Here is a 26087-nt window from a genome sequence, read left to right on the forward strand (position 1 = left end):
ATCATTTGTCTGCGGCCTGAATTGCTCGGGGCTGGAAGATAGCCCGCCTGGGGCGCCGACCCTGGCCATGCTCCGTTATTATGCCCGCAAGGGCATACGATATATTCGCCTGCCCGGGCGGTGGGAGCATTTCCAGCCCGCGCTGGGGGGAGGGTTCGACGCGCAATATTGCAATCTCTACCGATCGGTACTGGAATATTGCAAGGTTGCGGGTATCCGGGTGATCTGTGAACCTTGCCACAATTTTGGCCGGTACAAGGAGAAGGGGCAAACATACCGCTTTGGTGACGGCAGGCTGACCCCGGCCGCTTTCGCGCAATTCTGGTCGGAATTTTGCCGCAGGTTCGGCGACATGTCCTGTATCGCCGGGTGGGATCTCATGAACGAGCCATATGACCTGGCCGGTCAAGGGGGACTGTCCTGGCAGGAGGCGGCCCAGGCGGCCATTCTTGCGATCCGCGATATCGATGGCGTGCGACCCGTTTGGGTGGAGGGGTACGGCTATTCGAACCCGGCAACATGGCCGGCCGCGAACCCCACGTTGCATTTATTGGACGACCCTGCCCGGAATCTGATTTTTTCGGCGCACTGCTATCTGGATCGGGATAATTCCGGCACGCATTATTACTGGGATGAGGAGGCTCGCATTGGCGACCAGATCCTTGGCGCCCCTCTTGACCGTGACACAGGCATAAGGCGGATAAGGCCGTTTGTGGAATGGCTGCGGACTCATTCGCTCCGAGGCAATATCGGGGAATGCGGCGCCGGACGGCAGGATGCTGCCGGTAGGCCGGGAAATGAAGGCTGGCTCGCTGCACTGGATGCGACCATGCGGTTTTGCGACGCGCTGGACATGCCGATTTATTATTGGGGCACCGGCACGGATCTGGGGACCGCGTATCCGTACGGCCTGGAGCCGATCCATGGCAAGGATGCGCCGCAATGGAGAATTTTGCGCAAATACCTCTGAATAGTCGTTCGGGACGCGGCGTGGTGTGACGGTCCGAAGCGTGACCGGACATGTGTCCGCGGCGTTGCGACCGACGCGCGGCTTCTCCAGGCGCTTCGGCCTGGTTCAGTCATCCTTGAAGGGGATACCCCAGTCGGGGCGTGTCGTTTCCTGTCCGAGCACCCAGCGATAGACCGCCAGGATCTGTTCCGCCTTTTGGGGCCACGTAAACAGTTTGTCAGCCCTTTGACGCCCGTTTTCCGCCAGCGGAAGAAGCCGGGCCGGGTCCGATGCGATCGTGTGCAATACGTCGCGAAACGCCTGGATATAGGCATCCCGTTCCTGCAAGGGCACCAGAAAAGCGCAATGGGGCGACGCCAGTTCTGCCGGACCGCCGTAATCCGAAATGACAGGCACGACACCCATGGCCATGGCCTCGAGCACTACGGCGCCGCCGAATTCATGTACCGAGGGGAAGGTCAGGATATCGGCCCGTCTCAGATACTCCGCGACCTGACGATGGGGGAGTTCGCCGGTACATTCGACGGCGTGACCGATATCAAGCCGGGCGATCAGGTTCCGAATCCGCTTGCTTTCCGGACCTGAGCCGACGACGGTCATTGTCATCCGTCCCTGGCGCAACAGGTCTGCCGCAGCCTCCAGCAGCATGTCGCAGCCTTTATAGGGGACCAGTCGGCCAAGATAGATGGCGCGCAGGGGGCGCCCCTGATAGTCCTGCGCGGAGCGGCGGTGCGTCGGTACTGGAAAACGAGACGGATCAAACGCATTTTCCGGGATGTAGACGACCTTGTCTTTCCAGATGCCGGGAATTTCGCGGAAGGCGCTCTTTCCGCCGGCGATAATGGCGGCAGCGGCGTTTCGTGTGGATCTGTAACCCGGCAGGGCGCGGAAAAGCGAGCGAAAGCCCGACAGCCATTCGCCCTCCTGTTTGCGCAGGTTGGGAAATTCCTTGGGCCAGGGTAGGCCGCCATTAAGGGGGCCAAGAACAAACGGCACGCCGGCTCTGCGGCACCATGTTGCCATCGGGCTGGGAACCGCCGGACTGACCGGCGTTATTCTGTGGACGAGATCGAACTCCCGCAAACGCTTCTTGAAACGTTTGCGGGCGATCAACTCGAACAGCAGGTAGGACGGAATGGTGAGGGCCGTGACGACCGCCCATCCCTTGTTGGGACCGCTGATCCAGCGGACCAGCCGCGCGATCGGTTCGAACAGGAATTCCGTATTGATCGCTGTGTAGTCCTGTCCTTCCTTCAGGCCGCAACGGTCGAGGGCGGGACGATTCCGCACGCGCGTGACCAGATGCACATCCGCAACACGAGACAGGGCCTCGTAGTGCGACCACCCGACGAGCGGGACGCTTGACCATTCGGGATTACAGGATTCTGCCAGAATCAGAACCCTCAGGCGCCGAGCCGAACTATTATTGCCCCGAAAAGGAGACACTGAAACCACGCACGCCTGTTTTCATATTCTACAGTCTTTATCATACTTGAATTTTCAGAGAAGTGTAATGGTTTTATAAGTCCGGCGTCCAGGCGGAAAACTGGGTCTGAAGCAGCGTCTCCGTGTGGGAATGATCACCATGAAAGAACATTATGGTGATAAGCATGATCGCAAATGTCGGAATAATCAGCCGAGAGGGCAGGGGGATGAGCACGCGGCTGGAGATCAAAGCGACCGAAACGCCAAGGATGGCTCCTAACGCCACTTCGGCGGGTGTATGGGAATGAAGCGCGAGCCGCGTATAGGAGAACAGGCTGGCAACGAAGACCGGAACCGGAAGACAGGCGAGCAGGCTTTTTCTTTTGCGGAAGATCAGCAGATTGAGCAGGCTGCCGTAAATCGCACTTCCGGCCGCGACATGGCCGCTGATACTGAACGCCCGGCCGGGAGCGTCGGAAAGATATGCCCACTCCAGACCTATGAACTTGACCGTCATCAGCAGGGCAAGGGCCGTGCCGGCCAGTCCTCCCCACACAATGGCGCCACGCACCCAGCCAAAGACTGCAAACAGGATAATGGACAAGCCGAAAATCGGAAGCAGGACGGCGCCGTCTCCAAAATCGGTGGCAAACCGATCCATTCCCAAATAATTAAAATTCATATTGGGAGATTGTAAAGTGCTTTTGGAATATGATGACGCCGTTTATTCAGTATTGCTCCGATAATATTCCCTTTCAATTCTTCTATTCTGAATATGAGATCCTTCGCGTCGCTCTTATTCGTATCTTCCGCCCCGATTATGATAATTGATGCGTCAACCTGGGATGCCAGTGCCACGCCAAGATAAGACTGCTTGAGAGGGGGCGCATCGATCAAAATCAGGTCGAAGCAAGACCGCCAGGTCTGGATTTGTGTGATCCAGTCAATGGGATGTTTTTGCTGGTCCACCGCCGTCATTGCAAAGGTCAGCGTTGAATCTCGGACCATGCGAAACCGTACCCAGTCCGGACCGGGCGGATCGGCATCGGGTGACGACAGGAGGGTGGGCGACAGATGATATTTTTGCGCCAGACCCTCGTCGGTGAGTGCCGTGGATTCGTCGAGCGAGAGGATGAGGGTGGAAATTCCCATGTCGCCGCCTGCTACGGCTGCGAATTCACGCGTAATCGAACTTGTGCCGACACCGGCCTGACTGGCGATAAACTGCAGGACCGTCGCGTTGTTCTTCCTGCGCGGCACCATGTAGAGGAGCCGCTTTATTTCGTTCTCCGCGACGAGATGTGAGTGGAGATCGTTCGCGGTGGCCCGTACCGGAATGGAGGATATGTCGTTCACTATTCGTTACTTTTATATAAAGGAATGGATAGAAGAACGGGCAGATGGAGCCCTAGCTCGACGTCGCGAACCGTGACGAATATTTTCTGGGTGGAAACGCGGAAAGCCAGCACACCGACAGCGGCGATCATGCCAAACATCAGCCCGGTCGCCATGATCGGCAGCCGCAGGGTGGTGCCATGCATGGAAGCATTCGGCGGATGAACGACGCGGATATTGGTGCTGGCCACCTGGGCGAGGGTAGAGCCCATCGTCGAGACCCCGACATTGGTTTCGAGCGTCCGATAGCTTTCGGTGAGTGAATCGCGCGCCGTTTGCAGATCGCGATATTGACCCGACAGACTGGTCAGTTCGGCGAGGCGCGCCTGGAGGGCATTCTTCTCGGCTTCGATCGCGACCCGCTTGGCGCGGAGGCCTGCTGCCCGCGAACTCAGCAATATCCGCTGCTGGTTCAGCGCATCATAGACGGTATTGACGCCGTTGCGCTTCACGTTCGTTTCGCGCGGTGTCGCCTGAGCGATCTGCTGCTTGATATCGCTGATCTGGTGTTCGATATCGACGACCAGCGGAAACGTGTCCTTGTAGCGTTGCCGGGCGTCGGCAAGCTGGATTTGCAGCCGCGCCAGACGTTCCTGCATGGTTTTGCGGGCTTGCCCGATATCTGTCTCCGAAAAAAGCTCGACCTGCGACGGGGTCAGCCGCAATGCGCTGTCCAGAGTCCTGATCTGGCCATCGAAATCGTCCACCTCGCTGGCGTTCGTCGTCAGTTGGTCCGACAGATCGCCCAGGCGGCGCAGGATGATGGTGGTCTGCTGCCCCAGGTCGCTGATCTTGTGCGCCAGGCTGAAGGCAACGAGCTTGTCTTCCGCGGCATTCAACCGGGCGGCCATCTGGGCCAGCAGGCGCATCGGTCCGCTGTCCCGGTTCGCGGCGAAGATTTCGCCATGATAGACGATATAGTCGTGGATAATGACGTCGAGCGTGTCCAGGGCCGTCTGACGCCCGCGGTTGCGCAGGGAAAGTTCCAGAATATTGGATTGCGGGATGGCGTCGACCCGCAGATCGCGCAGAAGACGGGTGGCCGCCTGCTGTTCTCCCTGCTGGTTGGCGGGGAGGTCGGGGTAGAGGCGCCGAATTCCGACGTCCTGGACCACCTGCGCCGCCAGCGCGGGACTTTGAAGAATCTCCAGCTCGCCCTGAATGATCTGATTCCGGTCCAGGGCGACGTCGCCGCCCATTTCCTGCCCCAGCGGATGGAAGACATATTCGCCGCCATACAGGACCAGCAAGCGCGCCTGCGCGGTATAGACACGCTGCGCGGCGGCGACGGCCAGGAGGCTGAGCGCGACTGGAACCAGCGCGGCGACCAGGAGGCTTCTTTTATAATAAAAGACGGCTGCCAGAATATCGCGAGTCGAATGCCGAGCGTACGACATCGACCTGCTGGTCAGGCGGAGCTGAAAGGATTCTTTCATAGTATGTTCAGACCGCCAAAGCTCTCATTATGTATTTGAATGCTAGCATGGATAAGGGCCGGTGTGAAATGCGAAACGTTGCGCGGCATCGTATTACGTCGATTGCTCTGGTCCTCGGAAACCTTTATTAACGAAGCAACATTGGCCAGAAGGAACAAGTTGGTTGTGACATTCTTGCACCGGTTGTTGGTAATATTGTTTGCCATAGGCGTCACGGGCTGCGTCCAGCATCTTGATCCTCAACCTCATGGCGCACGTAATTTCGTTCCCTGGACGGACGAGCAGGTTCCCTACCGGCTTGCGCCTGGAGACACATTGGCTCTTCGTTATACGCTTAATCCAGAACTCAACGAAAATGAACTGTCAATCGCCCCCGACGGTACAATTACTGCGCCGTTGCTGGGAACGGTCATGGCGGCGGGACAGCCGCTTGCGACCCTGAAGAGTACGATGCAGAAACGATATGCCGCTTATCTTCGCGACCCGGCATTCGATATCATCGTGCGCAGTTATGTGGCCGCGCAGATCTATGTCGGTGGCGAGGTGAAGACGCAGGGGATCTATCCGCTCAAGGGCGAAATGGATGCGATGCAGGCGGTTGTTACCGCGGGAGGTGCCATCGATTCCGCCAAATTGTCCCAGGCGGTCCTGATCCGTCATCGCAGCGACGGGCGTCCGATGATGCGGACGATCGATCTGCGGCATTACATGAATACCGCGGACATAAGTGATCATGTTATGCTTCAGCCGGGCGACCTGGTTTTCGTGCCCAAGACCACCATTGCATCGTTCGATGTCTTCATTGATCAGTATCTGAACAAGAGCGTGCCGTTCAACAAGACATTGAATTACAATATGGGGTCGAGTGTTTTCTATTGATCGCATTCCTCCGGACGAATTATCGAGTCGGGGACTGATGTGTATTGTGAATTTTTGCCGGTGAATGGCGGACGAGGAACGAAGTTATGATCCATTTTCGAGAGAAAATGAGAAAAATAAAGTCGTTCCTCATGTATTTTGTTTTTTATTATCCGTCTTCACGTGCAATGTCCGCTGGGGCTGGTGCAGTCGGTGATATTTCTCTTTTAAATACCGAAGGAGAAGTCTCCTATCTTCCTAAAATTGTTTGGATGTATTGGGATAATCCGAACTATCCAAAATATATAGATAGCCTGATCGAACGGGTGCGCGGTCTGAACCCGGATTGTGACGTTCGGCTTCTGAACCGACACACCGTGTCCCACTATATAGACGACTATATGACGGGACAGGACGATTTGTCCGCCGCGATGAAGGCTGACCTGATCAGGCTGGAATTGATCCTGCGATATGGCGGGATTTGGCTGGATGTAACCAGTCTCGTGTTTGACGATTTTTCCTGGATTTATGAAAAATTTGCCAGCGGGCGCTATAATTTTGTCGGATATTATTATGAGAAATGGACGAAGATAGAGCGCTTCCCTGTTTTTGAAAGCTGGTTGATCGCATCCCTGCCGGACGATCCATTTATTCGGGCATGGCGGGATGAGTTCAGGAAAGTCATTCCGGGTGTCGACTCGTATTTTTTGAGTTTACAAAACCGACCCGACTATAAAGAACTTCTTCAGGCTATCGAGAACCCCAGATATCTTCTGGTTTATCTGGCAGCGCAGGTGGCGATGCGTCGGATTCAATCCTGCTCCTTTCATCTCAGGGCCGCCGGGACGTCGGCGTTTCTCTATCATGAATTGTCTCGATGGGTTCCCTACAAGATCGCCTTGAAGCTATGTGCGAATAAAATGCCGCCGAATCCGCCTGCCATTATAAAAATAACGCATGCGGAACGCTATTTGATCAATACTATATGGAAATATAGTTTATTCAGTAAAAAAAGTTACTTATCTCTTTTGAAGAAGTGAATCGGTAACCTGTGCCGGCGCGCAGGAAGCGCGGCCGGGATGTTCCTGTATATTGGGGCGGGCATGGCGGCGGCTGGTGACTTTTCGAAGGAGTGAGTGGGTCGCTTCCGATGGTGCCGCTGCTTTCATGTATCCTTGCGCGGGGCGGACAGAATGCGCCGAACGACGTGTATCATGAAGAAGCATTGAACGGTCTGGCCGGCAACGGTTCCGACGATGACCATGGCCGGGTGGGAGTTCATGGCGATGAGCACCATGCATGAGGTCGTCGTCAGCGCGGCGGCCACATCGGTCAGTGCAAGGATGCGATATTGGCGCATGGACAGCAGGGTTATGGTTCCGACGGCGGACAGGCCGCCGAGGATGACATTTGCACCCCACAGGAGGACCAGCGTGCTGTTCTGCTGATAATGTCCTTTATACAGCAGATGGGACAATTCCGGCCAGCTTAACGCGATGCCGCCCGTCCAGAGGATGCTGCCGACCAGTGGCAGCGCCAGACCCGCGACGATTGTCGTCATGAAAGGATGACGATCGCGATGCGCCCACATGCGCGAAAGCTGCGGCAGGCTGATGGATGCCCATGCCGCGCTGAGCATCCACGCCGGCCTGATGACGACCTGTGTGGCCGTCAGTTCCGCGAGGGCGAGCGCCCCGTAGCGCCAGGCGCCGACAAAGTTGAACATCCGGCTTGTCAGTTCGGCCGACGCCGCGCCAAGCAGGATCCAGCCCGAACTGCCCAGATAATGGAGATGCGGGCGCATCTCGCGCCAGCGCAGCAGGGGGCGTTGCCCCTTGGTCCGGGTCAGGAGCCAGGTGAATGCCGCAGTACCATACGAACCGCCGGCCAGGAGCAGTCCGATATCGGGTGTCGGCGTATCCCCGGCCAGGGAACAGGTGGAGGCGGCGACAATAAAGAGGAACAGGGATGTCGCCGTCAGGGCCGTGGCGAAATCTGCCCGGTGATGGGCGAAGAACAGGGCGCGCGTATATTGGTAGACAAGGAACATCGGGACAAAAACGATCGCGCCCGCGGCATGGAACTTGCTGTGATGCTGACCGAGGATCGCCATGACGAGGGCTGTCGCCAGGAAGGCGGCCAGGACGAAAAGGATCTGGATCGTCAGCAGGAAACGCTCGGCCGTCGCTCTTTCTTCCCCGTCGAGCGCGGTCAGCCCCGAAAGGTGGCAGGTAATCAATGTCGACTGGGCTGTTCCCGTGATCCAGGCGACCGCAAGCCACAAGGCATAGACGCCATAGGAGTTGGGCAGCCCTTCGCGTGCCATCCACAGGTTCACGGTGAAGTTCAGCAGGGCGCCGAGTGCCTGATCGGACAGGGAAATCAGAAAGGGCAGCGGCGGAAAGGACACATGACGGAACAGGGGCGCGCGGGGCATGAAAGAAGATATAGCCTTTCGACGTCCTTTGATGAAGCGTCAAAATAGGAATTGGAAGGGCGGGGGATCCGGGTTAGAGAAAAGAGCGGCTTATTGGTTGAATGTACCCATGGACGAGCAATCGCGTTTACGTCTGTTCGATTTGTTTCGCTGTTTTTCGGGCTGCAATCCAGGTTCGACGGCTCGCGACCGATGACGTGTCGTTTCGGGCGCGCCGGCCTGTTGGTGATCGCGACCATCCTGGCCGTTCCGCTGGATGCCGGAAGAGCGTTGGCTCAGAGGGAGATCGAGCAGAATGTTGGCCGGCATCTGTGTAAGTGGAGTTGGAATTGTACGCAGGGGCGATGCAAGCATGTCGCCCAATGCGCTGACTCCTATGATCTGGTACCGCCCGAACCGCAGGAGCTTCCGCCCCTTTCTCCGGTAGATAGCGGACCATACATGGTCCCCGACACGCTTCCGACCGGAGGCAGCCATTGCCCGCCCACGAGAACGTGCGACCAGATGGGCGAATGTGTCTGGGAAGTCAAATGCGGATAGGCTCGGGCATCTGGCCGACGGCTAGTGGTGCGCATGTGCTTATGGTAGTATTGCTTTTGTCTGTTCGCCCGTGGCGAATGACGTGAACTTGCGTTATTTCATGCTCATCCGAGCCATGTTCGGCTTGGAGGTCCATTGCCGCTGTTGCGTATCAATGGAAAATCGGCAGATCATAATGTCGAAGCCGGCTTTTTTTTCAACCTCCCGGGTCGGGCACATAAGTAAGAACGAGAACAAAGATGCTCGGAACAGACGTTGCTTACTCACAAACCGTTTCCGCGCCACCGAGACCGGTTCTAAGAGGATATTATCCCTGGGTGGATTATGCCAAGGGCATGGGAATCATTCTGGTCGTCTTCGGTCATGTGCTCAGAGGCATAGAAAAGGCCGGGATCGCGCGGGGAAACGATGCTCTGGTTATTCTGGACAGCGTCATATACAGTTTCCATATGCCTTTGTTTTTCTTTGTGTCGGGATTGTTTTTTTACAATTCTCTGGAAAAGCGGCGTAGCGATGGACTTATAAGAAATAAATTTGATACGATCGTCTATCCATATATTGTATGGTCGACGATACAGGGTGTTGTTGAGATCGTATTGTCGAGCCATACAAATGGCCACTTCAGTTCCGGGGAATTGGTTTCCATTCTCTGGGCGCCGCGCGATCAGTTTTGGTTTCTGTATATATTGATGATGTGTTTTGTTGTTTTCATCATATTCGAGGTGTCATTCTCAAAAATAAACTATTTGTTTATGTCGGTCATTCTTTCATTTTTCTGTGTTTTTCGCGGCAAGCTTGATGCCCCATTTATATTTGATTTGTTTCTTGCGAATGCTGTGTTTTTTTCTGTTGGTATATTGTGCGGCAGATACATGTCCTTCTTTGAGGAAGTGTGCCGAAAATACATCATTCTGCTTCTGGTCGTCGCCGGCTGCTCGCAATATATATTTCATTTTACGTATCATTTCATTTACACGAGAATGGGATTCTCGACGCTGTTTCTGGCCATGGCGTCAATTCTGTTTTTCATCGGTGTGAGTTTGAATTTGGAAGGGAAATTGAATATAATAAAAATTATCGGCAAGTATTCCATGCCGATCTATCTTATCCATGTCATTACCGGAAGCGGTACGCGCATTGTATTGCACGGTGTCTTTCATGTGGATGACCCATACGTCCATGTGGCGTTGGGCACGGCGATGGGCGTCTTCTGTCCGATCGCACTATACAAATATGCCAATGCTCACGGGATGGGGGCGCTCTTTACCATGCCGCGCGGAAGGAAATCTCTTCTTTCGCCCTCTTCTGCCAATTGAGCGCGCGTTCGGCACGCGTGCCGATTGATCGATCGGTCAGTGATATTGCAAACCAGAGCCGCGCCTGTGGAATGCGAATAAATGAATCATAATTGGCTGTTCATTTTTCCGTAGATCGGCGATACCTTGTTTTAAACTATATTATGGTCAAGGGCTCGGACGCCATGTCGGCACGTGTGTCTCGTTTAGCTATCATGTTATTCGGCCTGCCTTTCAGCCCTTTATCCGCCGCTGATATTTCGAAACTCATTGCGGATCACATCCGAGCGCCCGACGAAAATGTGGGCCTTCTGATTACGCCCAATATCCAGCATATCGCATTGATGCGGACGAATGAGGAGTTTCGGCGGGCCTGCGAGCAGGCCGAGATTCTCACATGTGACGGTTTTCCGCTTTATTACTATGGCCGTTGCCGTGGCTTGCCATTACCCGGACGGGTGACGGGGCGCGAGATCACGGAGGATCTGATGTCGATGCCATCGGCATTGCGGAAACATCGGATTTTCGCTGTGGTCGATAGTGAACGAACGGGGAAGGCCGTTGTCGAATGGGCGCGTGCCCATGGGCTGGATGACCGATTTTCCTTTTACGTGCCGGCGGTTGGTTTTGAAAACGATCCGACCGAGGCGCGGCATCTGGCGCGACTGATCCGCGACCACGCGACAAGCTTGCTTTTCATGGGTGTCGGAGCGCCGCGAAGCGAACTGTTTGTCAGCCGGTATAAAGACGATCTGCCGCCGTGCTGGGCGCTGTGCATCGGGCAGTCGCTGATTGTGGCTCTGGGGCTGTTGCCCAAGCCTCCGGTGCTCGTCCAGCGTCTCAACCTGGAATGGCTCTGGCGGATCGCGCTGGAGCCCAGGCGCCTCGCGAAGCGATACGTTTGGGCATTGTCCGAGTTCTTGATTGCATTGTTCAAGGATCTTTCGCGCGTTGGCTGATATATCCGATCTTCATACGGAGGCGTCGTATCTCGCCGCACGTATTTCGGCGTCGCGGGCCAGAAGGACCGCGTCGTTTCTTGGTGGCGGCTTGCCGAAGCAGCGAAAGCGCGTGGTGATCGTCGGGGCCGGCGCGGATGGAGAGAAGGTGGCGCGCTGGCTCCGGCAGGCGCCGGATCGGTATGAGATCCTGGGAATCTTCGATGATCGGACCCGGGGTCTGAATGAAGTCAGGCCGTCGGCCCAGTATCTGGGAAATCTCGATGATTTGCTGGCGTTCTGTCGGCGGAGTTTGCCCGACATCATTATCCTGTCCATATTCTCCCTGAGTCGCGAGCGGTTCCTTGGGATCTTTCAAAAGATTCGGGTCTTGCCCGTCGATATTGATATCGCATTGAAAAAATCGGATTTCGATGACGAAAACGGAGCGTCGGGACCAGAGTTTTCCATCGTCCTTATAGAAAAACAGCCGCTCTCCGGATTTGATTATGTTGTCAAATTTCTGGAAGACAAAATAATTTCGATTTTACTGCTTTTATTTTTGTCTCCGATTTTTGCTCTTATTGCGATTCTGATCAAATGCGACAGTAAGGGGCCGATTTTTTTTGAACAGATGCGTTATGGGTTTAATTCGAACCCGATTCCGGTACTCAAATTCCGGACGATGTATACGACCATGTCGGATCCGACCGGCGTGCAGAAAACGGTACGGGACGATCCACGCGTCACGCGGATCGGCCGCTATCTGCGCCGCTACTCCCTGGATGAACTGCCACAGTTATGGAATGTGCTGGCGGGACAGATGTCCATTGTCGGTCCGCGCGCGCATGTCGCCTCCATGCGTGTGGGAGAGGGGATATATGAAGATGTCGTTAAGAACTACCTGCTTCGACACAAACTGCATCCGGGAATTACAGGGCTTGCGCAGGTAAAAGGGTTTCGTGGTGAAATAAAGGCAATAAAAGATGCCAGAAGACGGCTGAGTTATGATATTTTCTATATAAACCATTGGTCTTTGTGGCTTGATTTGAAAATCATTATCGAAACAGTACGTATTGTCCTCTTCAAGAACGAAGATACGTATTGAATGGAAATCGGGGTGGCCAATGCTTTGGCCGCCGGGGCCCGCTGTCGGGATTTTCGGGTGGAGGTCCGGGCGGGAATCGAACCCACATACGCGGATTTGCAGTCCGCTGCATCACCATTCTGCCACCGGACCCGACATGGTGCGTTGGCTATATCCACGCTCTGGTGGCGCTGGTCAAGCCGTTGTGTGCAACCGGCCTGCTAGGCAGATGCCGCGCGGGGACATAAAACGGGCAGGACAGTAGCGAACCGCCCCGGAGGCCCCTCCATGATGGGGTGCGTGCCGTGGGTTACAGTGCGAAGGGAACGCCATGGACCAGTCCGCGCCTGGAGAGGCCATCCTCGATTACGATGCCGCGCGGCAGCGGATGGTGGATGCCCAGATCCGCCCCGTGCAGATCAATGATCCGCGAATCGTCGCCGTGATGCGCGAACTGCCGCGCGAATGCTGCGTGCCGGCGGCGCTGCGGGCCATTGCCTATGCCGACCAGAGCCTGGAACTGGGCCGGGGACGCGTGCTGACCGAACCGCGCATCGCGGGCCGCATGGTCCAGATCGCGGAGCCCGCGGCCGGGCAGCGCGCGCTGGTGGTGGGGGCGGGGACCGGGTACATCGCGGCCTTGTTGGCGCGCCTGGGCGTGGCGGTCGTGGCGCTGGAATCGGATTCCGCCCTGAGCGCGATCGGCAAGGCCTTCTGTGCCGCGGAGGCGCCGGCCGTGGTGTGGCGCGATGGCGCGCTGGCGGCCGGCGCGGCGCCCGATTCGCCGTTCGACCTGATTTTGATCGACGGCGCCGTGCGCGCCGTGCCGCCGGCGCTGGTGGACCAGCTTGCGCCGCATGGCAGGATTGTCTGCGTGATCTGGCCCGAAGGCGGCGTGGCGGCGGCCAGCATCGGGGAAGCGTCCGAGAACGGGCTGGCGACGCGGCCCGTGTTCGATGTGGCGCTCCCGTTGCTGCCCGAACTGGAACCGGCCCCGGCCTTCGCGTTCTGAGGCCCGACATCGTTTGATATATTCTTTACCCGCGCATGCGATACCCAGTCCCGGACAGTATTTCCGGGGAGGGGCGAATGAGACGCGGACGCGGGGTTGGAGTGGGTGTGGCCGCGCTGTTATGCAGCTCGGCCGCGTGGGCCCAGCGCTATGACGGCAGCGGGTCGCCGAGCTTCGTCCCCCATACGTTGCAGGAGGCCCTGGCGGCGGCCTATCTGACCAATCCCACCTTGCAGAAGGAACGCGCGACCCTGCGCGCGACCGACGAGCAGGTGCCGACGGCGCTGGCCGGCTGGCGGCCCACCATTACCAGTTCCGTCGGCTTGACCTATTATTCCGGCGTCAGCAGCGTGGCGCGGCAGCAGGGATATGCCGGCTACGACCGCAAGTTCGAAGTGCCGGGCTATACCGGTGGCGTCACGATCTCGGAGCCGCTTTATGCGGGCGGGCGGACCACGGCCAGCACCCACAAGGCGGTCAATGCCGTCATGGCCGAGCGGGCGCAACTGATTGCGACCGAACAGCAGGTCTTCAGCGATGTCGTCAGCGCCTATGTCGGTGTGATCGAGGACGAGCAATTGCTGCAACTCAACATCAACAACGAGAAAGTGTTGCAGGAACAGCTTCGTGCGACTTCGGAGCGATTCCATGTCGGCGAGATTACACGGACCGACGTGGCCCAGGCCGAGGCCGCCCTGGCCAGCGCCCGCGCGGCCAGGCAGGAGGCGGAGGGGACGTTGCAGACCGCCCAGGCGACCTATGCCCAGGTGGTCGGCATGTCGCCGCCGCCCAACCTGGTGCCGCCGCAGCCGCTGGTGCTGCCGGCGCGGTCGCAGAACGAGGCGATCGCCCGGGCCGTGCAGAACAATCCGAACGTCATCGGCGCCCTGTTTACCGAGGCGTCGCAGAAGGACGCGGTCGGCGTGGCCATGGCGGCGATCATGCCCAAGGTCTCGGCGGAGGCGAGCTATGTGCATGATCTCAACCAGAGCAGCGGCCGTTCGCTGACGGACGAGAAATACGCCATGCTGAACGTCCAGTTTCCGCTCTACCAGGGAGGGTCGGAATATGCCGCCGTGCGCCAGGCGCGCCAGCAGGCGGCAGAGGCCCACCGCGCGGTGGATATCGCGCGCCGGGCGGCGATGCAGCTTGCCTCGTCGAACTGGCAGCAACTGGTGGCCTATACGGCGGCGATCAAGAGCGACCGGGTGGCCATCGCGTCGAACATCGTCGCGCTGGACGGGGTGGAGCGCCAGGCGATCGTCGGCACCAGTACGACGCTGGAAGTGCTGCAACAGCAACAGACGCTGTTGCAGGCGCAGGTGGCGCTGGTGCAGAGTCTGAGCAACCTCGTGACCGCGTCCTACGGGGTTGCAGCCGCCATCGGCCGGCTGACGGCGCAGGATCTGAAGCTGGACGTGCCGCGCTATGACGAGACCGCCTATTACAAGGCGGTGAAGGACCGGCTATGGGGAATCAGCGATCAGGCGGAGAACCAGCCGGGACGGTGAGGGGTGCCTGATCCGGCGGGGGCCGGACAGCGCGGCGAAGGACGGAATGGCGAAAATGGCGCGCCGAGGCATGGTGATGCTGTTGCCGGCGATGCTGGTGGCCCCCGGCGCGATTGGCGCCGGGCCCGCGCATCGGCCGATCGATACCAGTCTCCCGGTCGCCCTCTCCGCGCAGGCCACGCCGCCGCCAGCGACCGCCACGCGGTCGCTGGACGGGGGGACGGAGCGGCTGGAGGTCGTGGCGAGGCGGACGGTCTATGCCGAGGCGCCGGTGCCGGACCATCGGGTCCGGCCGCCGCCGGGGGATGACGACCTGGGACTTCCGCTGGGCCCCTTGGGGAAATTCCGCCTTGGCGGAAGCCCGGACCCGGATCATGACCCGGTGACCGGCACCTATCTGGCGCCGTTTGGCGCGGCGTACGAAGGATCGAGCCCCCTGATGACCCGCTGAGAGCCGTTGCCGCCCGCGTGGCGTTTCTTTCGGGAGGAAGTCCGCTATAAGCGGCGGACCGGTGGGGGTGGCCCTGTCCGGCCGGTCTTCCTTCATGATCAGGTCTGGTTTTGCGATGCTGAACAAGTCTTTCTCGCCCGGCGAGATCGAACCCGCCCTCTATGCGGAATGGGAGCGCGCGGGCGCGTTCTCGGCCGCGCCGGGCAGCAACGCGCAGCCTTATACGATCATGATTCCGCCGCCCAACGTAACCGGTACGCTGCATGTCGGGCACGCGCTGACCATGACGTTGCAGGACACGCTGATCCGCTGGCGGCGGATGCAGGGCCGCGACACCCTTTGGCAGCCGGGCACCGACCATGCGGGCATCGCCACCCAGATGGTGGTCGAGCGCACGTTGCAGAAGGAAGGGACCAGCCGCCAGGCGCTGGGGCGCGAGGCCTTCGAAGAACGGGTGTGGCAGTGGAAGGCGGAATCCGGTGGCGGCATCACCACCCAGCTTCGCCGTCTGGGCGCCTCGCTGGACTGGCCGCGCGAGCGGTTTACCATGGATGACGGCCTGTCCAAGGCGGTGCTGGAGGTGTTCGTCACCCTGTATCGCGAGGGGCTGATCTATCGCGATCGGCGGCTGGTGAACTGGGACCCGGCCTTCCGTTCGGCGATTTCGGACCTGGAGGTCGATAATCGCGAGGTCCAGGGCAGCCTGTGGTATATTCGCTACCCCGTCGCCGACGACGCGGAAGGCCGCACCATCACGGTTGCGACCACGCGCCCCGAGACGCTGCTGGGCGACATGGCGGTGGCGGTGCATCCCGAGGACGAGCGCTATGCCGGGCTGGTGGGGCGCTTCGTCGTGCTGCCGCTGACCGGGCGGCGGATCCCGATCGTGGCCGACAGCCATTCCGACCCCGAGAAGGGCAGCGGCGCGGTCAAGATCACGCCCGCCCATGATTTCAACGATTTCGAGGTCGGCCGCCGGCACGATCTGGCGATGCCGAGCGTGCTGGACGAAGATGCCCGGGTGACCCTGGTCGAGATCGCCGACGACCTGCGCGCGGTGGAGGGGCTGGCCGACCCGGTCTTTACGCGCGGACTGGAAGGGCTGGGGCGCGACGAGGCGCGCAAGGCGGTGGTGGCCGAGCTGGAGCGGCTGGGCTGGCTGGAGAAGATCGAGCCGCATCGCAACCAGGTGCCGCATGCCGAGCGGAGCGGGGCGGTGGTCGAGCCGCGCCTGACCACGCAATGGTATTGCGACGCCGCGACCCTGGCCGGACCGGCCATCGCGGCGGTGGAGACCGGACAGGTGCGTTTCGTGCCCCAGCAGTGGGAGAACACGTTCTTCGCCTGGATGCGCGATATCCAGCCCTGGTGCATCAGCCGGCAGCTCTGGTGGGGGCACCGTATTCCGGCCTGGTACGGGCCGGACGGGCATGTCTTCGTGGCGCATGACGAGGCGCGGGCGCATGCGGAGGCACGGGCGCATTACGGGCGGGACGAGGTGCTGACGCGCGACGAGGATGTGCTGGATACCTGGTTCTCATCCGCGCTGTGGCCCTTCTCGACGCTCGGCTGGCCGGAAAAGACGGACGACCTGGCGCGCTATTATCCGACCGACGTGCTGGTGACGGGTTTCGACATCATTTTCTTCTGGGTGGCCCGGATGATGATGATGGGGCTGCATTTCATGAAGGATGTGCCCTTCCGCACCGTCTTCATCCACGGGCTGGTCCGCGACGAGCGCGGGCAGAAGATGTCCAAGAGCAAGGGCAACGGCATCGACCCGCTGGACATGGTCGATCAGTACGGCGCCGATGCGCTGCGCTTTACCGTCTGCGCGCTGACCGGGCTGGGGCGGGACCTCAAGCTGGGGCAGAAGCGGATCGAGGAATATCGGTCGTTCGTGACCAAGATCTGGAATGCCGCGCGGTTCTGCGAGATGAACGGCGTGGCGCCGGTCGCGGATTTCCGGATCGAAAGCGTGACCTCGCCGCTGGGGCGCTGGCTGCTGGACGAGGCCGCGCGAGCGGTGGCCGATGCCGATGCGGCGCTGGAAGCCTATCGGTTCGATGAGTATGCGGCCGTCTGCTATCGGTTTGTCTGGAACTGTTTCTGCGACTGGTTTCTGGAATTCGCCAAGCCGATCTTCACCGGGTCCGACGATGCCCTGGCGGTGGAGATCCGGGCGGTGGCGGCGCATGTGCTGGGGCTGATCCTGCGCCTGGTGCAGCCGGTGATGCCGTTCGTGACCGACGAATTGTGGGTGCAGTTCGGCTTTGGCGCGCCGGGTAGCCTGATGACCGCGCCCTGGCCGATGCCCGAGCGCCCGGCGGATGCGGCCGGGGCGGTGGCGGAACTGGACTGGGTGGTGCGCTTCATCTCCGCGATCCGGACTGTGCGGGCGGAAATGAACGTGCCGCCGTCGCGCCTGGCGCCGGTGCTGCTGCGCGAGGCCGACGACCGGACCGTCGAGCGTGCCGGCCGGTGGGCGGAGGCGATCGGCCGTATGGCGCGCGTCTCGGCGGTCGAGCGCCTGAGCGGGGAAATGCCGCGCGGGGCTGCGCAACTGGTGGTGGACGAGGCGACGCTGGTGATTCCGCTGGCCGGCATCATCGATCTGGACCAGGAGCGGCAGCGGCTGGAGAAGGAGCGCGCGCGGCTGGACGGCGAGATCGCGAAGGTCGAGCGCAAGCTGGGCAACGCGGATTTCGTCGCCCGCGCCAAGCCGGAGGTGGTCGAGGAAAATCGCGAGCGCCTGGCGCAGTTCCGCGACGAGCGGGTGCGTGTGGCGGCGGCGCTTGGATATCTCGCCTGAGCGCCGGGCCGGCATCCGGACCGGGAGGAGCCGGGAGCGGTCACGTTCGCTCCATCATGATCGCTTCTCTTTTCAATTCGTGTCCGGACACCACATTCTTGCGACAGAGGGTGCGAATCCGACGCGGGGTGATGATGACGAACGGGATGAAGGGGCGTGACCCATCGTGGCAGACCGCCTATCTGGGTGGTGGCTGCTTCTGGTGTACCGAGGCGGCGCTGCGGGAATTGGCTGGCATCAAGGATGTGGTGCCCGGCTATGCCGGCGGGGATGTGGCCGATCCGACCTATGAGCAGGTCTGTACCGGACGGACCGGCCATGCCGAACTTGTCCGCGTGACGTTCGACCCGGGAATTCTATCCTATGCCGATCTGTTGCGGATCTTCTTCTCCATCCACGACCCGACGACGCCGGACCGGCAGGGAGGGGATGTCGGCACGCAATATCGATCGGTCATCTTCTACGCCTCGCCGGAGCAGGAGCGGGTGGCGCATGAGGTGCGGGACGAGATCGCGGCGGCGGGGCTGTGGCCCGATCCGATCGTGACCGAGATCCAGCCGCTGACGGCGTTTTACGAGGCCGAGGCGTATCACCACGATTATTTCGCCAAGCACCCGGAGCGCGGCTATTGCGCGGCGGTGATCGCGCCCAAGGTGGCGAAGGTGCGGCGGCTGTTCTACGACCGACTGGCGCTGGCGCGCTCGTGAACGCGGGAGGTCACTCGGTTTCGTCGTCCAGGAAAAGCTGGTCCGCGTCTTCGTCGTAATCGAACAGTTCGGCGTAGCGGGCCCAGCCGATCAGGGTTTGCAGGGTCTGCTTGGCATAGTCGGGGGACATGCTGTCCTCCAGTTCCTCGCGGAACCGCTCGGCGCTGGCGCGATGGTTCGGTCGCTCGTCCAGCACCGCGCGGATCACGCGGACCAGGGGCACGTTATGCAGCAGGCTGTGCCAGAGGATCTGGCGCCGTTCGTCGTGGCTGCTTTGGACGAAGCGCGAGCCTTCGGCCGTCAGCAGGATGTCGCCATCCTCCAGTTCGGCGAATTCCAGCAATTGCAGCGATTCGCCCAGCGGGAACAGGTCGTCCAGCGCCATTTGCAGGCGTGAGGCCAGGAGCGGCAGGTCGGCGCGGCCGTCCAGCGGATCGGCGGCCAGGGTTTCCATCATGCCCACCATCGTATTCATCGGCAGGTCGGGCAGGGCGATCTGGACGGGGGCCGCGGGCTGCGGCGGGGTCTCGCCGAGGGGAAGCTCGGCTTCGGACACGATCGGGGCCCGGCGCGTCATCAGCGCGTAGATCTGGTCGACCAGTTGCCGGAAGGCCGGGTCCTCGCGGTTGCGGGGATGGGCGAAGGGGACCGCCAGTTCATGCGCCACCCGGCCCGGATTGGAGGAAAAGACCAGGATGCGGTCGCACATCAGGACCGCCTCCTCGATATTGTGGGTGACCAGCAGCATCGATTTGACCGGCAGCCTGCGCTCGGCCCACAGCTCGATCAGGTCGGTGCGCAGATTTTCCGCCGTCAGCACGTCCAGGGCCGAGAACGGCTCGTCCATCAGCAGCAGGTCGGGCTGGACCACCAGGGCCCGCGCCAGGCCCACGCGCTGGCGCATGCCGCCCGACAATTCCTTGGGGTAGGCGTTTTCGTAGCCGCCGAGGCCGATCAGGTCGATCGCGCCCTCGGCCAGCCGGTCGCGCTCGGCGGCGGCGATGCCCTTGGCCTCCAGCCCCAACTCCACGTTCTTCTGCACCGTCAGCCACGGGAACAGGGCGAAGGACTGGAAGACCATCGCGATGCCGGGGACCGGGCCGGCGACGGGGCGGCCTTTCCACAGGATGCTGCCCTCGGTGGGGGGGAGCAGGCCGGCCACGATGCGTAGCAGGGTCGATTTGCCCGATCCCGACCGCCCCAGAAGGCCGACGATCTCTCCCGACCGCAGGGTCAGGTTCACGTCGTCGAGCACGACCAGGTCGGCGGCGCCGCCCTTGTGATAGGCCTGGCGGCAGCCGACGACGCGGATCAGGTCCTCGTCATCCGCGACCTGGAGGGGGGGCGAGAGGGTCATGGCGCGGTCCCGAACGGTGATCAGACGAAGGCGAAGTGGCGGCGGGCGTAATCGGCCAGCGGGCGCCACACCGCGCGATTGAACAGCAGCACGAACATCGCCATGACCGTCATGCCCAGCCCGACATGGGCAGTGTCGCCCGCGACCGTGGCGTGGGCGATATAGGCCCCCAGCCCGTGGGCGGACAGATGGTCGTCGCCCCAGCTTGCCACCTCGGCGGCGATGGCGGCGTTCCACGCGCCACCGGAGGCGGTGATCGCCCCGGTGATGTAGTGCGGCAGGATGCCCGGCAGGGCGACCCGCAGCCACCAGAGCGGGCCGCGCACTTGCAGGCTGCGCGCGACCTCAAGCAGGTCGGCCGGGAAAGACGACGCGGCGGCGACCACGTTGAACAGGATATACCATTGCGTGCCCAGGATCATCAGCGGGGTCAGCCAGATATCGCTGCTGAGGCGGAAATGGACGATCAGGACGACGAAGATCGGGAAGAACAGATTGGCCGGGAAGGCGGCCATGAACTGGGCCACGAACTGCGTGCGCCGGGCGCGGACCGGGTCGAGCCCCAGCCAGATCCCGGCCGGCACCCAGACCAGCGAGGCCAGCAGCACCATGGCCACGACCCTGAGCAGCGTCAGCCCGCCCAGCCCCACGACATGCAGCAGTTCGGACAGCGAGAAGGTGGCGCGCGCATAGAGCCACACCTGCCACAGCGCGAGCAGGCTCGCCACCGCCAGCAGGGCGCTCCATCCCAGATCGAGCAGGCGGGGCGGGAGGGCGTGCCGCTGCCGTGCCTCGTGCGGGCGGCGGCCCAGGGGCAGGCCGCCGATGGCGGTCAGGCCCTCGCCGATCGCATCGGTGACGCGGCGGAGCAGGGCCGTGCGGCGCAGCAGCACCAGCATCCAGGGGTCGGAGGCCGGCGTGCTGTCCGACGACGCGGTGCCGAAGCGCGCGGACCAGGCGACCAACGGGCGGAAGAGCAGCTGGTCATAGGCCAGGATGACCACCAGCATGGCCAGGATGGCGTACAGCACGGCCCACAGGTCGCGCTGGGCGATCGCGGTGCCGACATAGGAGCCGATGCCGGGCAGCAGGATATCGGTGTTCCCGACCGTGATCGTCTCGGAATAGACCACCATGAACCAGCCGCCGGACATCGAGACCATGGCGTTCCAGACCAGGCCGGGCACGGCGAAGGGCACGTCCAGCCGCCAGAATTTCTGCCACGCGGTGAGGCCGAAGCCGCGCGCCACTTCCTCCAGGTCCGGCGGGACGGCGCGCAGCGACTGGTACATGCTGAAGGCCATGTTCCAGGCCTGGCTGGTGAAGATGGTGAAGATCGCCGCCAGTTCCGCCCCCAGGATGCGCCCGGGGAACAGGCCCATGAAGAACACGACCGTGAAGGTCAGGAAGCCCAGGATCGGCACCGATTGCAGCACGTCCAGCACCGGCACCAGGATCAGCGCGGCGCGGCGGCTCTTGGCGGCCCAGACCGCGTAGGTGAAGGTGAACAGCAGCGACGCGCCCAGGGCGGCGAACATGCGCAGGGTGGTACGCACCGCGTAGCCGGGCAGCCAGGCGGGATCGAGATGGATCACGGCGGCATTGGGCGCCGTGACGGGGGCCAGCATGTGGCGCCCGGCGGAGGCCAGCAGCACGGCCAGCCCCAGCATGCACAGCAGGGCCGCCAGATCGAACATGTTGGGCCGGCTGTCGCGGGAGAGCAGGGCGGGAAGCGAACGCGCCGTCATGGACCTCATTTCCTGTCTGCCCGGTCCTCCCGGGCCCTTGGCGGGACGTCAGGCGGTGCCGGTGCTGCCGAAGCCGCCCGTGGCGCGGGCGGTCTGGTCCAGGCTTTCCGTTTCCTGCCACGCGACGCGGACCACCGGGGCCAGCACGGCCTGCGCGATGCGCATGCCGCGCGTGATCGCCAGCGGCGCATCGCCCGTGTTCAGCAGGATGACGCCGATTTCGCCGCGATAATCCTCGTCGATCGTGCCGGGCGTGTTGGGCAGGGTGATCCCGTGTTTCAGCGCCAGCCCGGACCGGGGGCGGATCTGCAATTCGTAGCCGGGGGGGAGCGCGACGCACAGGCCGGTGGGCACCAGCAGCCGCCCGCCGGGCGGCAGGTCGACCGGATCGCGCACCGCCGCCAGCAGGTCCATGCCCGCGGCGCCCGCCGTGGCGTAGCCGGGCAGGGGCAGGTCGGCCGCGTGGGGCAGGCGGCGGACGGCGACGGAAACGATGGGGGCAGTCATGCAATGCTCCGCTGGGCGGTGAAGAAGGCGGCGATCCGTCCGGCCAGATGCGTGGCCACGGCCCGCTTGTCCATGCGGGGCCACTGCTCGGCGCCATCGGCGGTGATCAGGATGACTTCGTTTTCCATCCCGCCCATGATGCCGGTCTCGGGTCGGACGTCATTGGCGACGATCCAGTCGCAGCCCTTGCGCGCGCGCTTGGCCGCCGCGTGCTGGGCGACCGAGTCGGTCTCGGCGGCGAAGCCGACCACCAGGGCGGGGCGATCGGGGCCGGGAGTGGAGAGTTCGGCCAGGATATCGGGGTTGGGCACCAGCGCCAGCACCGGAGGCGGGGCACCCTGGGCCTTCTTGATCTTGCGCGTGGCTTCCTGCGCCACGCGCCAGTCGGCGACGGCGGCGGCGCAGACGGCGATGTCGGCCGGCAGGGCGTCGCGGCAGGCCGCCAGCATCTGGCTGGCCGTCTCCACGCGCCGCAGGGCGACGCCGGGCGGGGCGGGCAGGTCCACCGGGCCGCTGACCAGCGTCACCCGGGCGCCGAGAGCGGCGAGCGCGCCCGCGATCTCGTAGCCCTGGCGGCCGGAGGAGCGGTTGGCCAGATAGCGCACCGGATCGATCGGCTCGTGGGTCGGGCCGGCGGTGACCAGCGCATGCCGGCCGGCGAGCGGCGTGGCGCGGGGGGCAAGATGGCGGAAGATCGCCTCGGCGATCGCCGGGGGCTCGGCGAGGCGGCCGGGACCGGTCTCGTTGCAGGCCATCAGCCCGATCTCCGGCCCGACCATCGCGACGCCGCGGGCGCGCAGGGTGGCCAGGTTGGCCTGGGTGGCCGGATGGTCCCACATGCGGACATTCATCGCCGGCGCGACCAGCACCGGCTTGTCGGTGGCCAGCAGCAGCGTGCTGGCCAGGTCGTCGGCCAGTCCGACGGCCATGCGGGCCATGATGTCGGCGGTGGCGGGGCAGACCACCAGCAGGTCGCCCGACCGCGAGAGGGCGATATGGCCCATCTCGTTCTCGTCGGTCAGGGAAAACAGGTCCTCGTATACCTTTTCGCCGGTCAGGGCCTGGAGGCTGAGCGGGGTGACGAACTGCCGCCCGGCCGCCGTGAGGACCGTGCGGACGCGCACGCCCGCGCCGGTGAGCAGGCGGATCAGTTCCAGGGTTTTGTAGGCGGCGATTCCCCCGCAGACGATCAGCAGGACCGTGCGGCCGCCGGCCGGGGCGGGCGCGGCGGCCATCGTCAGATCCGCCAGCCGGAATGGATGGCCGCGATGCCGCCCGACAGGTTGCGGACCGTCACATGCTCCAGCCCCGCGTCGCGCATCATGGCGGCCAGGGTTTCCTGGTCGGGGAACATGCGGATGCTTTCGGCCAGGTACTGGTAGCTCTCGCGGTCGCCGGCGATGGCCGCCCCCATGCGCGGCAGGACGTGGAACGACCAGGCGTCATAGATCGGCGACAGGGCCGCGACCCGCACCCGGGAAAATTCGAGGCACAGGAAGCGCCCGCCGGGGCGCAGCACGCGCCTGGCCTCGCGCAGCACCGCGTCCTTGTCGGTGCAGTTGCGCAGGCCGAAGGCGATCGACACCCGGTCCACCGAGCGGTCGGGCAGGGGAATCGCCTCGGCATCCACCACCGCGAAGGCCAGGCTGGAAATCAGCCCGCGCTCCAGCGCCCGGCCGCGCCCGACCGACAGCATGCTGGCATTGATGTCGGACAGGATGGCCCGGCCGCCGCCGGCACGCAGCCAGCCGAACGAAATGTCGCCCGTGCCGCCCGCGAGGTCCAGCAGCGTCAGGTCGGGATGCGCGCCCAGTTCGGCGACGAAAATCTTCTTCCAGGCCCGGTGGATGCCGAGCGACATCACGTCGTTCATGATGTCGTAGCGGGTGGCGACGCTGTCGAACACGGCGCGCACCATCGGCTTCTTTTCGGCGCGGGGCACGTCGCGGAAGCCGAAATCGGCCGTCTCCCCGCCGGAGGAAGGGGCGAACGCGGCGGCGTCGAAGGCGGGGGGCGTGGTATTGTCGGTCATGGTTCACGGATATAACCTCAGATCCACTCATGCCGGAACTCCCTGAAGTCGAAACAGTGATGCGTGGGATGCGGTTGCATCTCGATGGCAAGACGATCGCCCGGGTCACGGTGCGTCGGGACGGCATGCGCGCGCCCTTTCCGCCCGACCTGGCGAAGCGGCTGGACGGCGCGCGGATCAGCGGTTTCGCCCGCCGCGGGAAATATATCCTGATGCGGCTGGACCGCGGCGAGACCATGCTCCTGCACCTGGGCATGTCCGGGCGCGTGCGGCTGTCCCCGCCCGGCCGGGCCCCCGAGACCGACCGGCACGAGCACCTGTCGTTCGAAACCACCGACGGTACCCATTTCGGCCTGATCGATCCGCGGCGCTTCGGCACCGTGGACCTGATGGCGACGGCGGACGAGGCGAAGCATCGCCTGCTGGCCCGACTCGGGCCGGAGCCGCTTGGCAACGGTTTTTCGCCCGATTGGCTGCATCGGGCGATCGGGCGGCGGCGGACATCGGTCAAGGCGGCGTTGATGGACCAGTCGGTGGTGGCGGGAATCGGGAACATCTACGCCTCGGAGGCGCTGTTCCGGGCCGGGATTCATCCCGCGCGGATGGCGTGCGGGCTGGACGCGGCCGAGATGGGGCGGCTGGTCGCGGCGATCCGCGCCGTGCTGGAGGACGCGATCGCGGCCGGCGGGTCGAGCCTGCGCGACTACGTTCAGCCCGACGGGGAACTGGGCTACTTCCAGCATGCCTGGCGCGTGTATGGCCGCGCGGGGCAGATGTGCCCGGATTGCCCCGGCGGCACGGCCTGCGGCGGAGTGGTGCGGATCGAGCAGGCCGGGCGGTCGACCTTCTTCTGCCCCTTGCGGCAGGTCCTTCCGCCCGGCGCGCCCGTGGCGGCGGGTTGATCGGCGTGGGGGTATTTGCTGCCGTGCGGAAGAGTTGTCTTGACGGCGGTGGAAGGCTTGGACTAGATCGCCACCCTGATCTGGATGTCCGAGGCCTGCTGGCGACGGACCTCGCAACCGTAATTTTTGAACTGAGAACAATGGCGAACACTGCTTCCGCGCGCAAGCGCATCCGACAGAACGAGCGCCGCAACGCGCGCAACACGGCGCGCGTTTCGCGCATGCGGACCTTTGTGAAGAAGGTCGAGGCGGCGATCGCCTCCGGCAACAAGGAAGAGGCGACCGTCGCCCTGCGCGCGGCGCAGCCGGAAATGCAGCGCGCGTCGGGCAAGGGTGTGGTGCATGCCAACACCGTTTCCCGCAAGATCTCGCGTCTGTCGGCCCGTATCAAGGCCCTCGTCGCGGCGTGATCTGGGTGTCGTTGGCCGGTATTGTTTAAGTTTCGGCAAATAGACGCGCAGAACTAGGTAAAAGGCCGCCTCTTTCCTTTAAGGAAAGGGGCGGCCTTTGCTTTTGTCGTGAAGGTTCCGGCAGACTGCTTCAGGTTTCGGTGACTGGTCGTGTTGGGCGTGATGCGGGATTTTCCCGTCGGGCCGACCCAGTTTTCCGTTGCCTCGGTCGGGCTGGTGACCTATCTTCAGCTTCTTCATTTCGTGACGACTGAGCA

At 62.3% G+C, this 26087-nt stretch carries 23 protein-coding genes and 1 tRNA gene; 13 read left to right on the plus strand and 11 right to left on the minus strand.

Translation table 11 applies throughout. The features are described from left to right. Nucleotides 1–67 precede the first annotated feature (67 nt). Nucleotides 68–970 (plus strand): cellulase family glycosylhydrolase, encoded by a 903-nt coding sequence (locus HLH48_RS02215; protein WP_182995869.1) that lies wholly within the window; start codon nucleotides 68–70, stop codon nucleotides 968–970. A gap of 105 nt (nucleotides 971–1075) precedes the next feature. Here the strand turns inward: HLH48_RS02215 and HLH48_RS23495 are convergent, their stop codons facing one another. The 4 genes from HLH48_RS23495 to HLH48_RS02235 all read right to left on the minus strand — a co-directional run bounded on the left by HLH48_RS23495 (nucleotide 1076) and on the right by HLH48_RS02235 (nucleotide 5187). Next, entirely contained in the window at nucleotides 1076–2425 is a 1350-nt protein-coding gene (locus HLH48_RS23495) for a glycosyltransferase family 4 protein (RefSeq protein WP_220794971.1), read from the minus strand. Between the two features lie 64 nt (nucleotides 2426–2489). Then, on the minus strand, nucleotides 2490–3077 hold the full coding sequence (locus HLH48_RS02225) for a phosphatase PAP2 family protein (RefSeq protein ID WP_182995870.1): 588 nt from the start codon (nucleotides 3075–3077) through the stop codon (nucleotides 2490–2492). Next, a complete protein-coding gene (locus HLH48_RS02230) occupies nucleotides 3074–3751 on the minus strand; it encodes a P-loop NTPase family protein (RefSeq protein ID WP_182995871.1) in 678 nt (225 codons plus the stop codon). Before HLH48_RS02230 ends, HLH48_RS02225 begins: the two co-directional genes overlap by 4 nt. Beyond that, complete coding sequence (locus tag HLH48_RS02235) at nucleotides 3751–5187, minus strand: GumC family protein (RefSeq protein ID WP_182995872.1); 1437 nt, start codon at nucleotides 5185–5187, stop codon at nucleotides 3751–3753. The genes HLH48_RS02230 and HLH48_RS02235 overlap by 1 nt, the downstream gene beginning before the upstream one ends. A 102-nt stretch (nucleotides 5188–5289) precedes the next feature. Here HLH48_RS02235 and HLH48_RS02240 point away from each other — a divergent pair, with 102 nt between their 5' ends. Next, on the plus strand, nucleotides 5290–6105 hold the full coding sequence (locus HLH48_RS02240) for a polysaccharide biosynthesis/export family protein (protein WP_182995873.1): 816 nt from the start codon (nucleotides 5290–5292) through the stop codon (nucleotides 6103–6105). Between the two features lie 86 nt (nucleotides 6106–6191). Beyond that, nucleotides 6192–7124: a glycosyltransferase family 32 protein gene (locus tag HLH48_RS02245; protein ID WP_182995874.1), complete on the plus strand. Its 933-nt coding sequence runs from the start codon at nucleotides 6192–6194 to the stop codon at nucleotides 7122–7124. 125 nt (nucleotides 7125–7249) lie between these two features. Here the strand turns inward: HLH48_RS02245 and HLH48_RS02250 are convergent, their stop codons facing one another. After that, on the minus strand, nucleotides 7250–8521 hold the full coding sequence (locus tag HLH48_RS02250; RefSeq protein ID WP_182995875.1) for a lipopolysaccharide biosynthesis protein: 1272 nt from the start codon (nucleotides 8519–8521) through the stop codon (nucleotides 7250–7252). 779 nt (nucleotides 8522–9300) lie between these two features. Here HLH48_RS02250 and HLH48_RS02255 point away from each other — a divergent pair. From HLH48_RS02255 to HLH48_RS02265, 3 genes are all read left to right on the plus strand, one after another. Then, on the plus strand, nucleotides 9301–10377 hold the full coding sequence (locus HLH48_RS02255) for an acyltransferase family protein (RefSeq protein ID WP_182995876.1): 1077 nt from the start codon (nucleotides 9301–9303) through the stop codon (nucleotides 10375–10377). A 92-nt stretch (nucleotides 10378–10469) separates the two neighbouring features. After that, complete coding sequence (locus tag HLH48_RS02260) at nucleotides 10470–11315, plus strand: WecB/TagA/CpsF family glycosyltransferase (RefSeq protein ID WP_182995877.1); 846 nt, start codon at nucleotides 10470–10472, stop codon at nucleotides 11313–11315. Then, nucleotides 11308–12402: an exopolysaccharide biosynthesis polyprenyl glycosylphosphotransferase gene (locus HLH48_RS02265; RefSeq protein WP_182995878.1), complete on the plus strand. Its 1095-nt coding sequence runs from the start codon at nucleotides 11308–11310 to the stop codon at nucleotides 12400–12402. Before HLH48_RS02260 ends, HLH48_RS02265 begins: the two co-directional genes overlap by 8 nt. Nucleotides 12403–12460: 58 nt before the next feature. Here the strand turns inward: HLH48_RS02265 and HLH48_RS02270 are convergent. After that, nucleotides 12461–12534: transfer RNA gene (locus tag HLH48_RS02270), tRNA-Cys, on the minus strand. Nucleotides 12535–12712: 178 nt separating this feature from the next. On the opposite strand from HLH48_RS02270, the gene HLH48_RS02275 reads away from it, so the two are divergent. The 5 genes from HLH48_RS02275 (at nucleotide 12713) to msrA (ending at nucleotide 18874) form a co-directional block, all read left to right on the plus strand. Further along, complete coding sequence (locus HLH48_RS02275) at nucleotides 12713–13393, plus strand: protein-L-isoaspartate O-methyltransferase family protein (RefSeq protein WP_182995879.1); 681 nt, start codon at nucleotides 12713–12715, stop codon at nucleotides 13391–13393. Nucleotides 13394–13470: 77 nt separating this feature from the next. After that, the gene (locus tag HLH48_RS02280; RefSeq protein WP_182995880.1) at nucleotides 13471–14904 is read left to right on the plus strand and encodes a TolC family outer membrane protein; all 1434 of its coding nucleotides are present in this window, start codon (nucleotides 13471–13473) and stop codon (nucleotides 14902–14904) included. Between the two features lie 55 nt (nucleotides 14905–14959). After that, nucleotides 14960–15355, plus strand: a complete 396-nt coding sequence (locus tag HLH48_RS02285; RefSeq protein ID WP_182995881.1) for a hypothetical protein — start codon at nucleotides 14960–14962, stop codon at nucleotides 15353–15355. Between the two features lie 115 nt (nucleotides 15356–15470). Next, entirely contained in the window at nucleotides 15471–18167 is a 2697-nt protein-coding gene (locus HLH48_RS02290; RefSeq protein ID WP_182995882.1) for a valine--tRNA ligase, read from the plus strand. Nucleotides 18168–18313: 146 nt separating this feature from the next. After that, nucleotides 18314–18874, plus strand: coding sequence for a peptide-methionine (S)-S-oxide reductase MsrA (msrA, locus tag HLH48_RS02295; protein WP_182995883.1), 561 nt, complete (start codon nucleotides 18314–18316; stop codon nucleotides 18872–18874). A gap of 10 nt (nucleotides 18875–18884) precedes the next feature. On the opposite strand, the gene HLH48_RS02300 is transcribed toward msrA, so the two are convergent. From HLH48_RS02300 to HLH48_RS02320, 5 genes are read right to left on the minus strand one after another with little or no spacing between them, the layout of a single operon-like run. Beyond that, entirely contained in the window at nucleotides 18885–20231 is a 1347-nt protein-coding gene (locus tag HLH48_RS02300; RefSeq protein WP_182995884.1) for an ABC transporter ATP-binding protein, read from the minus strand. Between the two features lie 20 nt (nucleotides 20232–20251). Continuing rightward, nucleotides 20252–21979 carry an ABC transporter permease gene (locus tag HLH48_RS02305; protein ID WP_182995885.1) on the minus strand — a complete coding sequence of 576 codons (1728 nt, stop codon included), beginning with the start codon at nucleotides 21977–21979 and terminating at the stop codon, nucleotides 20252–20254. A 48-nt stretch (nucleotides 21980–22027) separates the two neighbouring features. Beyond that, nucleotides 22028–22486 (minus strand): dUTP diphosphatase, encoded by a 459-nt coding sequence (gene dut, locus HLH48_RS02310; RefSeq protein ID WP_182995886.1) that lies wholly within the window; start codon nucleotides 22484–22486, stop codon nucleotides 22028–22030. Beyond that, complete coding sequence (coaBC, locus tag HLH48_RS02315; RefSeq protein ID WP_182995887.1) at nucleotides 22483–23721, minus strand: bifunctional phosphopantothenoylcysteine decarboxylase/phosphopantothenate--cysteine ligase CoaBC; 1239 nt, start codon at nucleotides 23719–23721, stop codon at nucleotides 22483–22485. The genes dut and coaBC overlap by 4 nt, the downstream gene beginning before the upstream one ends. Nucleotides 23722–23723: 2 nt before the next feature. Beyond that, on the minus strand, nucleotides 23724–24518 hold the full coding sequence (locus HLH48_RS02320; protein ID WP_182995888.1) for a class I SAM-dependent methyltransferase: 795 nt from the start codon (nucleotides 24516–24518) through the stop codon (nucleotides 23724–23726). A gap of 29 nt (nucleotides 24519–24547) precedes the next feature. Here HLH48_RS02320 and mutM point away from each other — a divergent pair, with 29 nt between their 5' ends. Next, nucleotides 24548–25420 (plus strand): bifunctional DNA-formamidopyrimidine glycosylase/DNA-(apurinic or apyrimidinic site) lyase, encoded by an 873-nt coding sequence (gene mutM / locus HLH48_RS02325; protein ID WP_182995889.1) that lies wholly within the window; start codon nucleotides 24548–24550, stop codon nucleotides 25418–25420. Between the two features lie 140 nt (nucleotides 25421–25560). Continuing rightward, nucleotides 25561–25830, plus strand: coding sequence for a 30S ribosomal protein S20 (gene rpsT / locus HLH48_RS02330; RefSeq protein WP_182995890.1), 270 nt, complete (start codon nucleotides 25561–25563; stop codon nucleotides 25828–25830). Nucleotides 25831–26087 lie beyond the last annotated feature (257 nt).

The organism is Gluconacetobacter sacchari (assembly GCF_014174255.1).
Lineage (GTDB): Bacteria > Pseudomonadota > Alphaproteobacteria > Acetobacterales > Acetobacteraceae > Gluconacetobacter > Gluconacetobacter sacchari.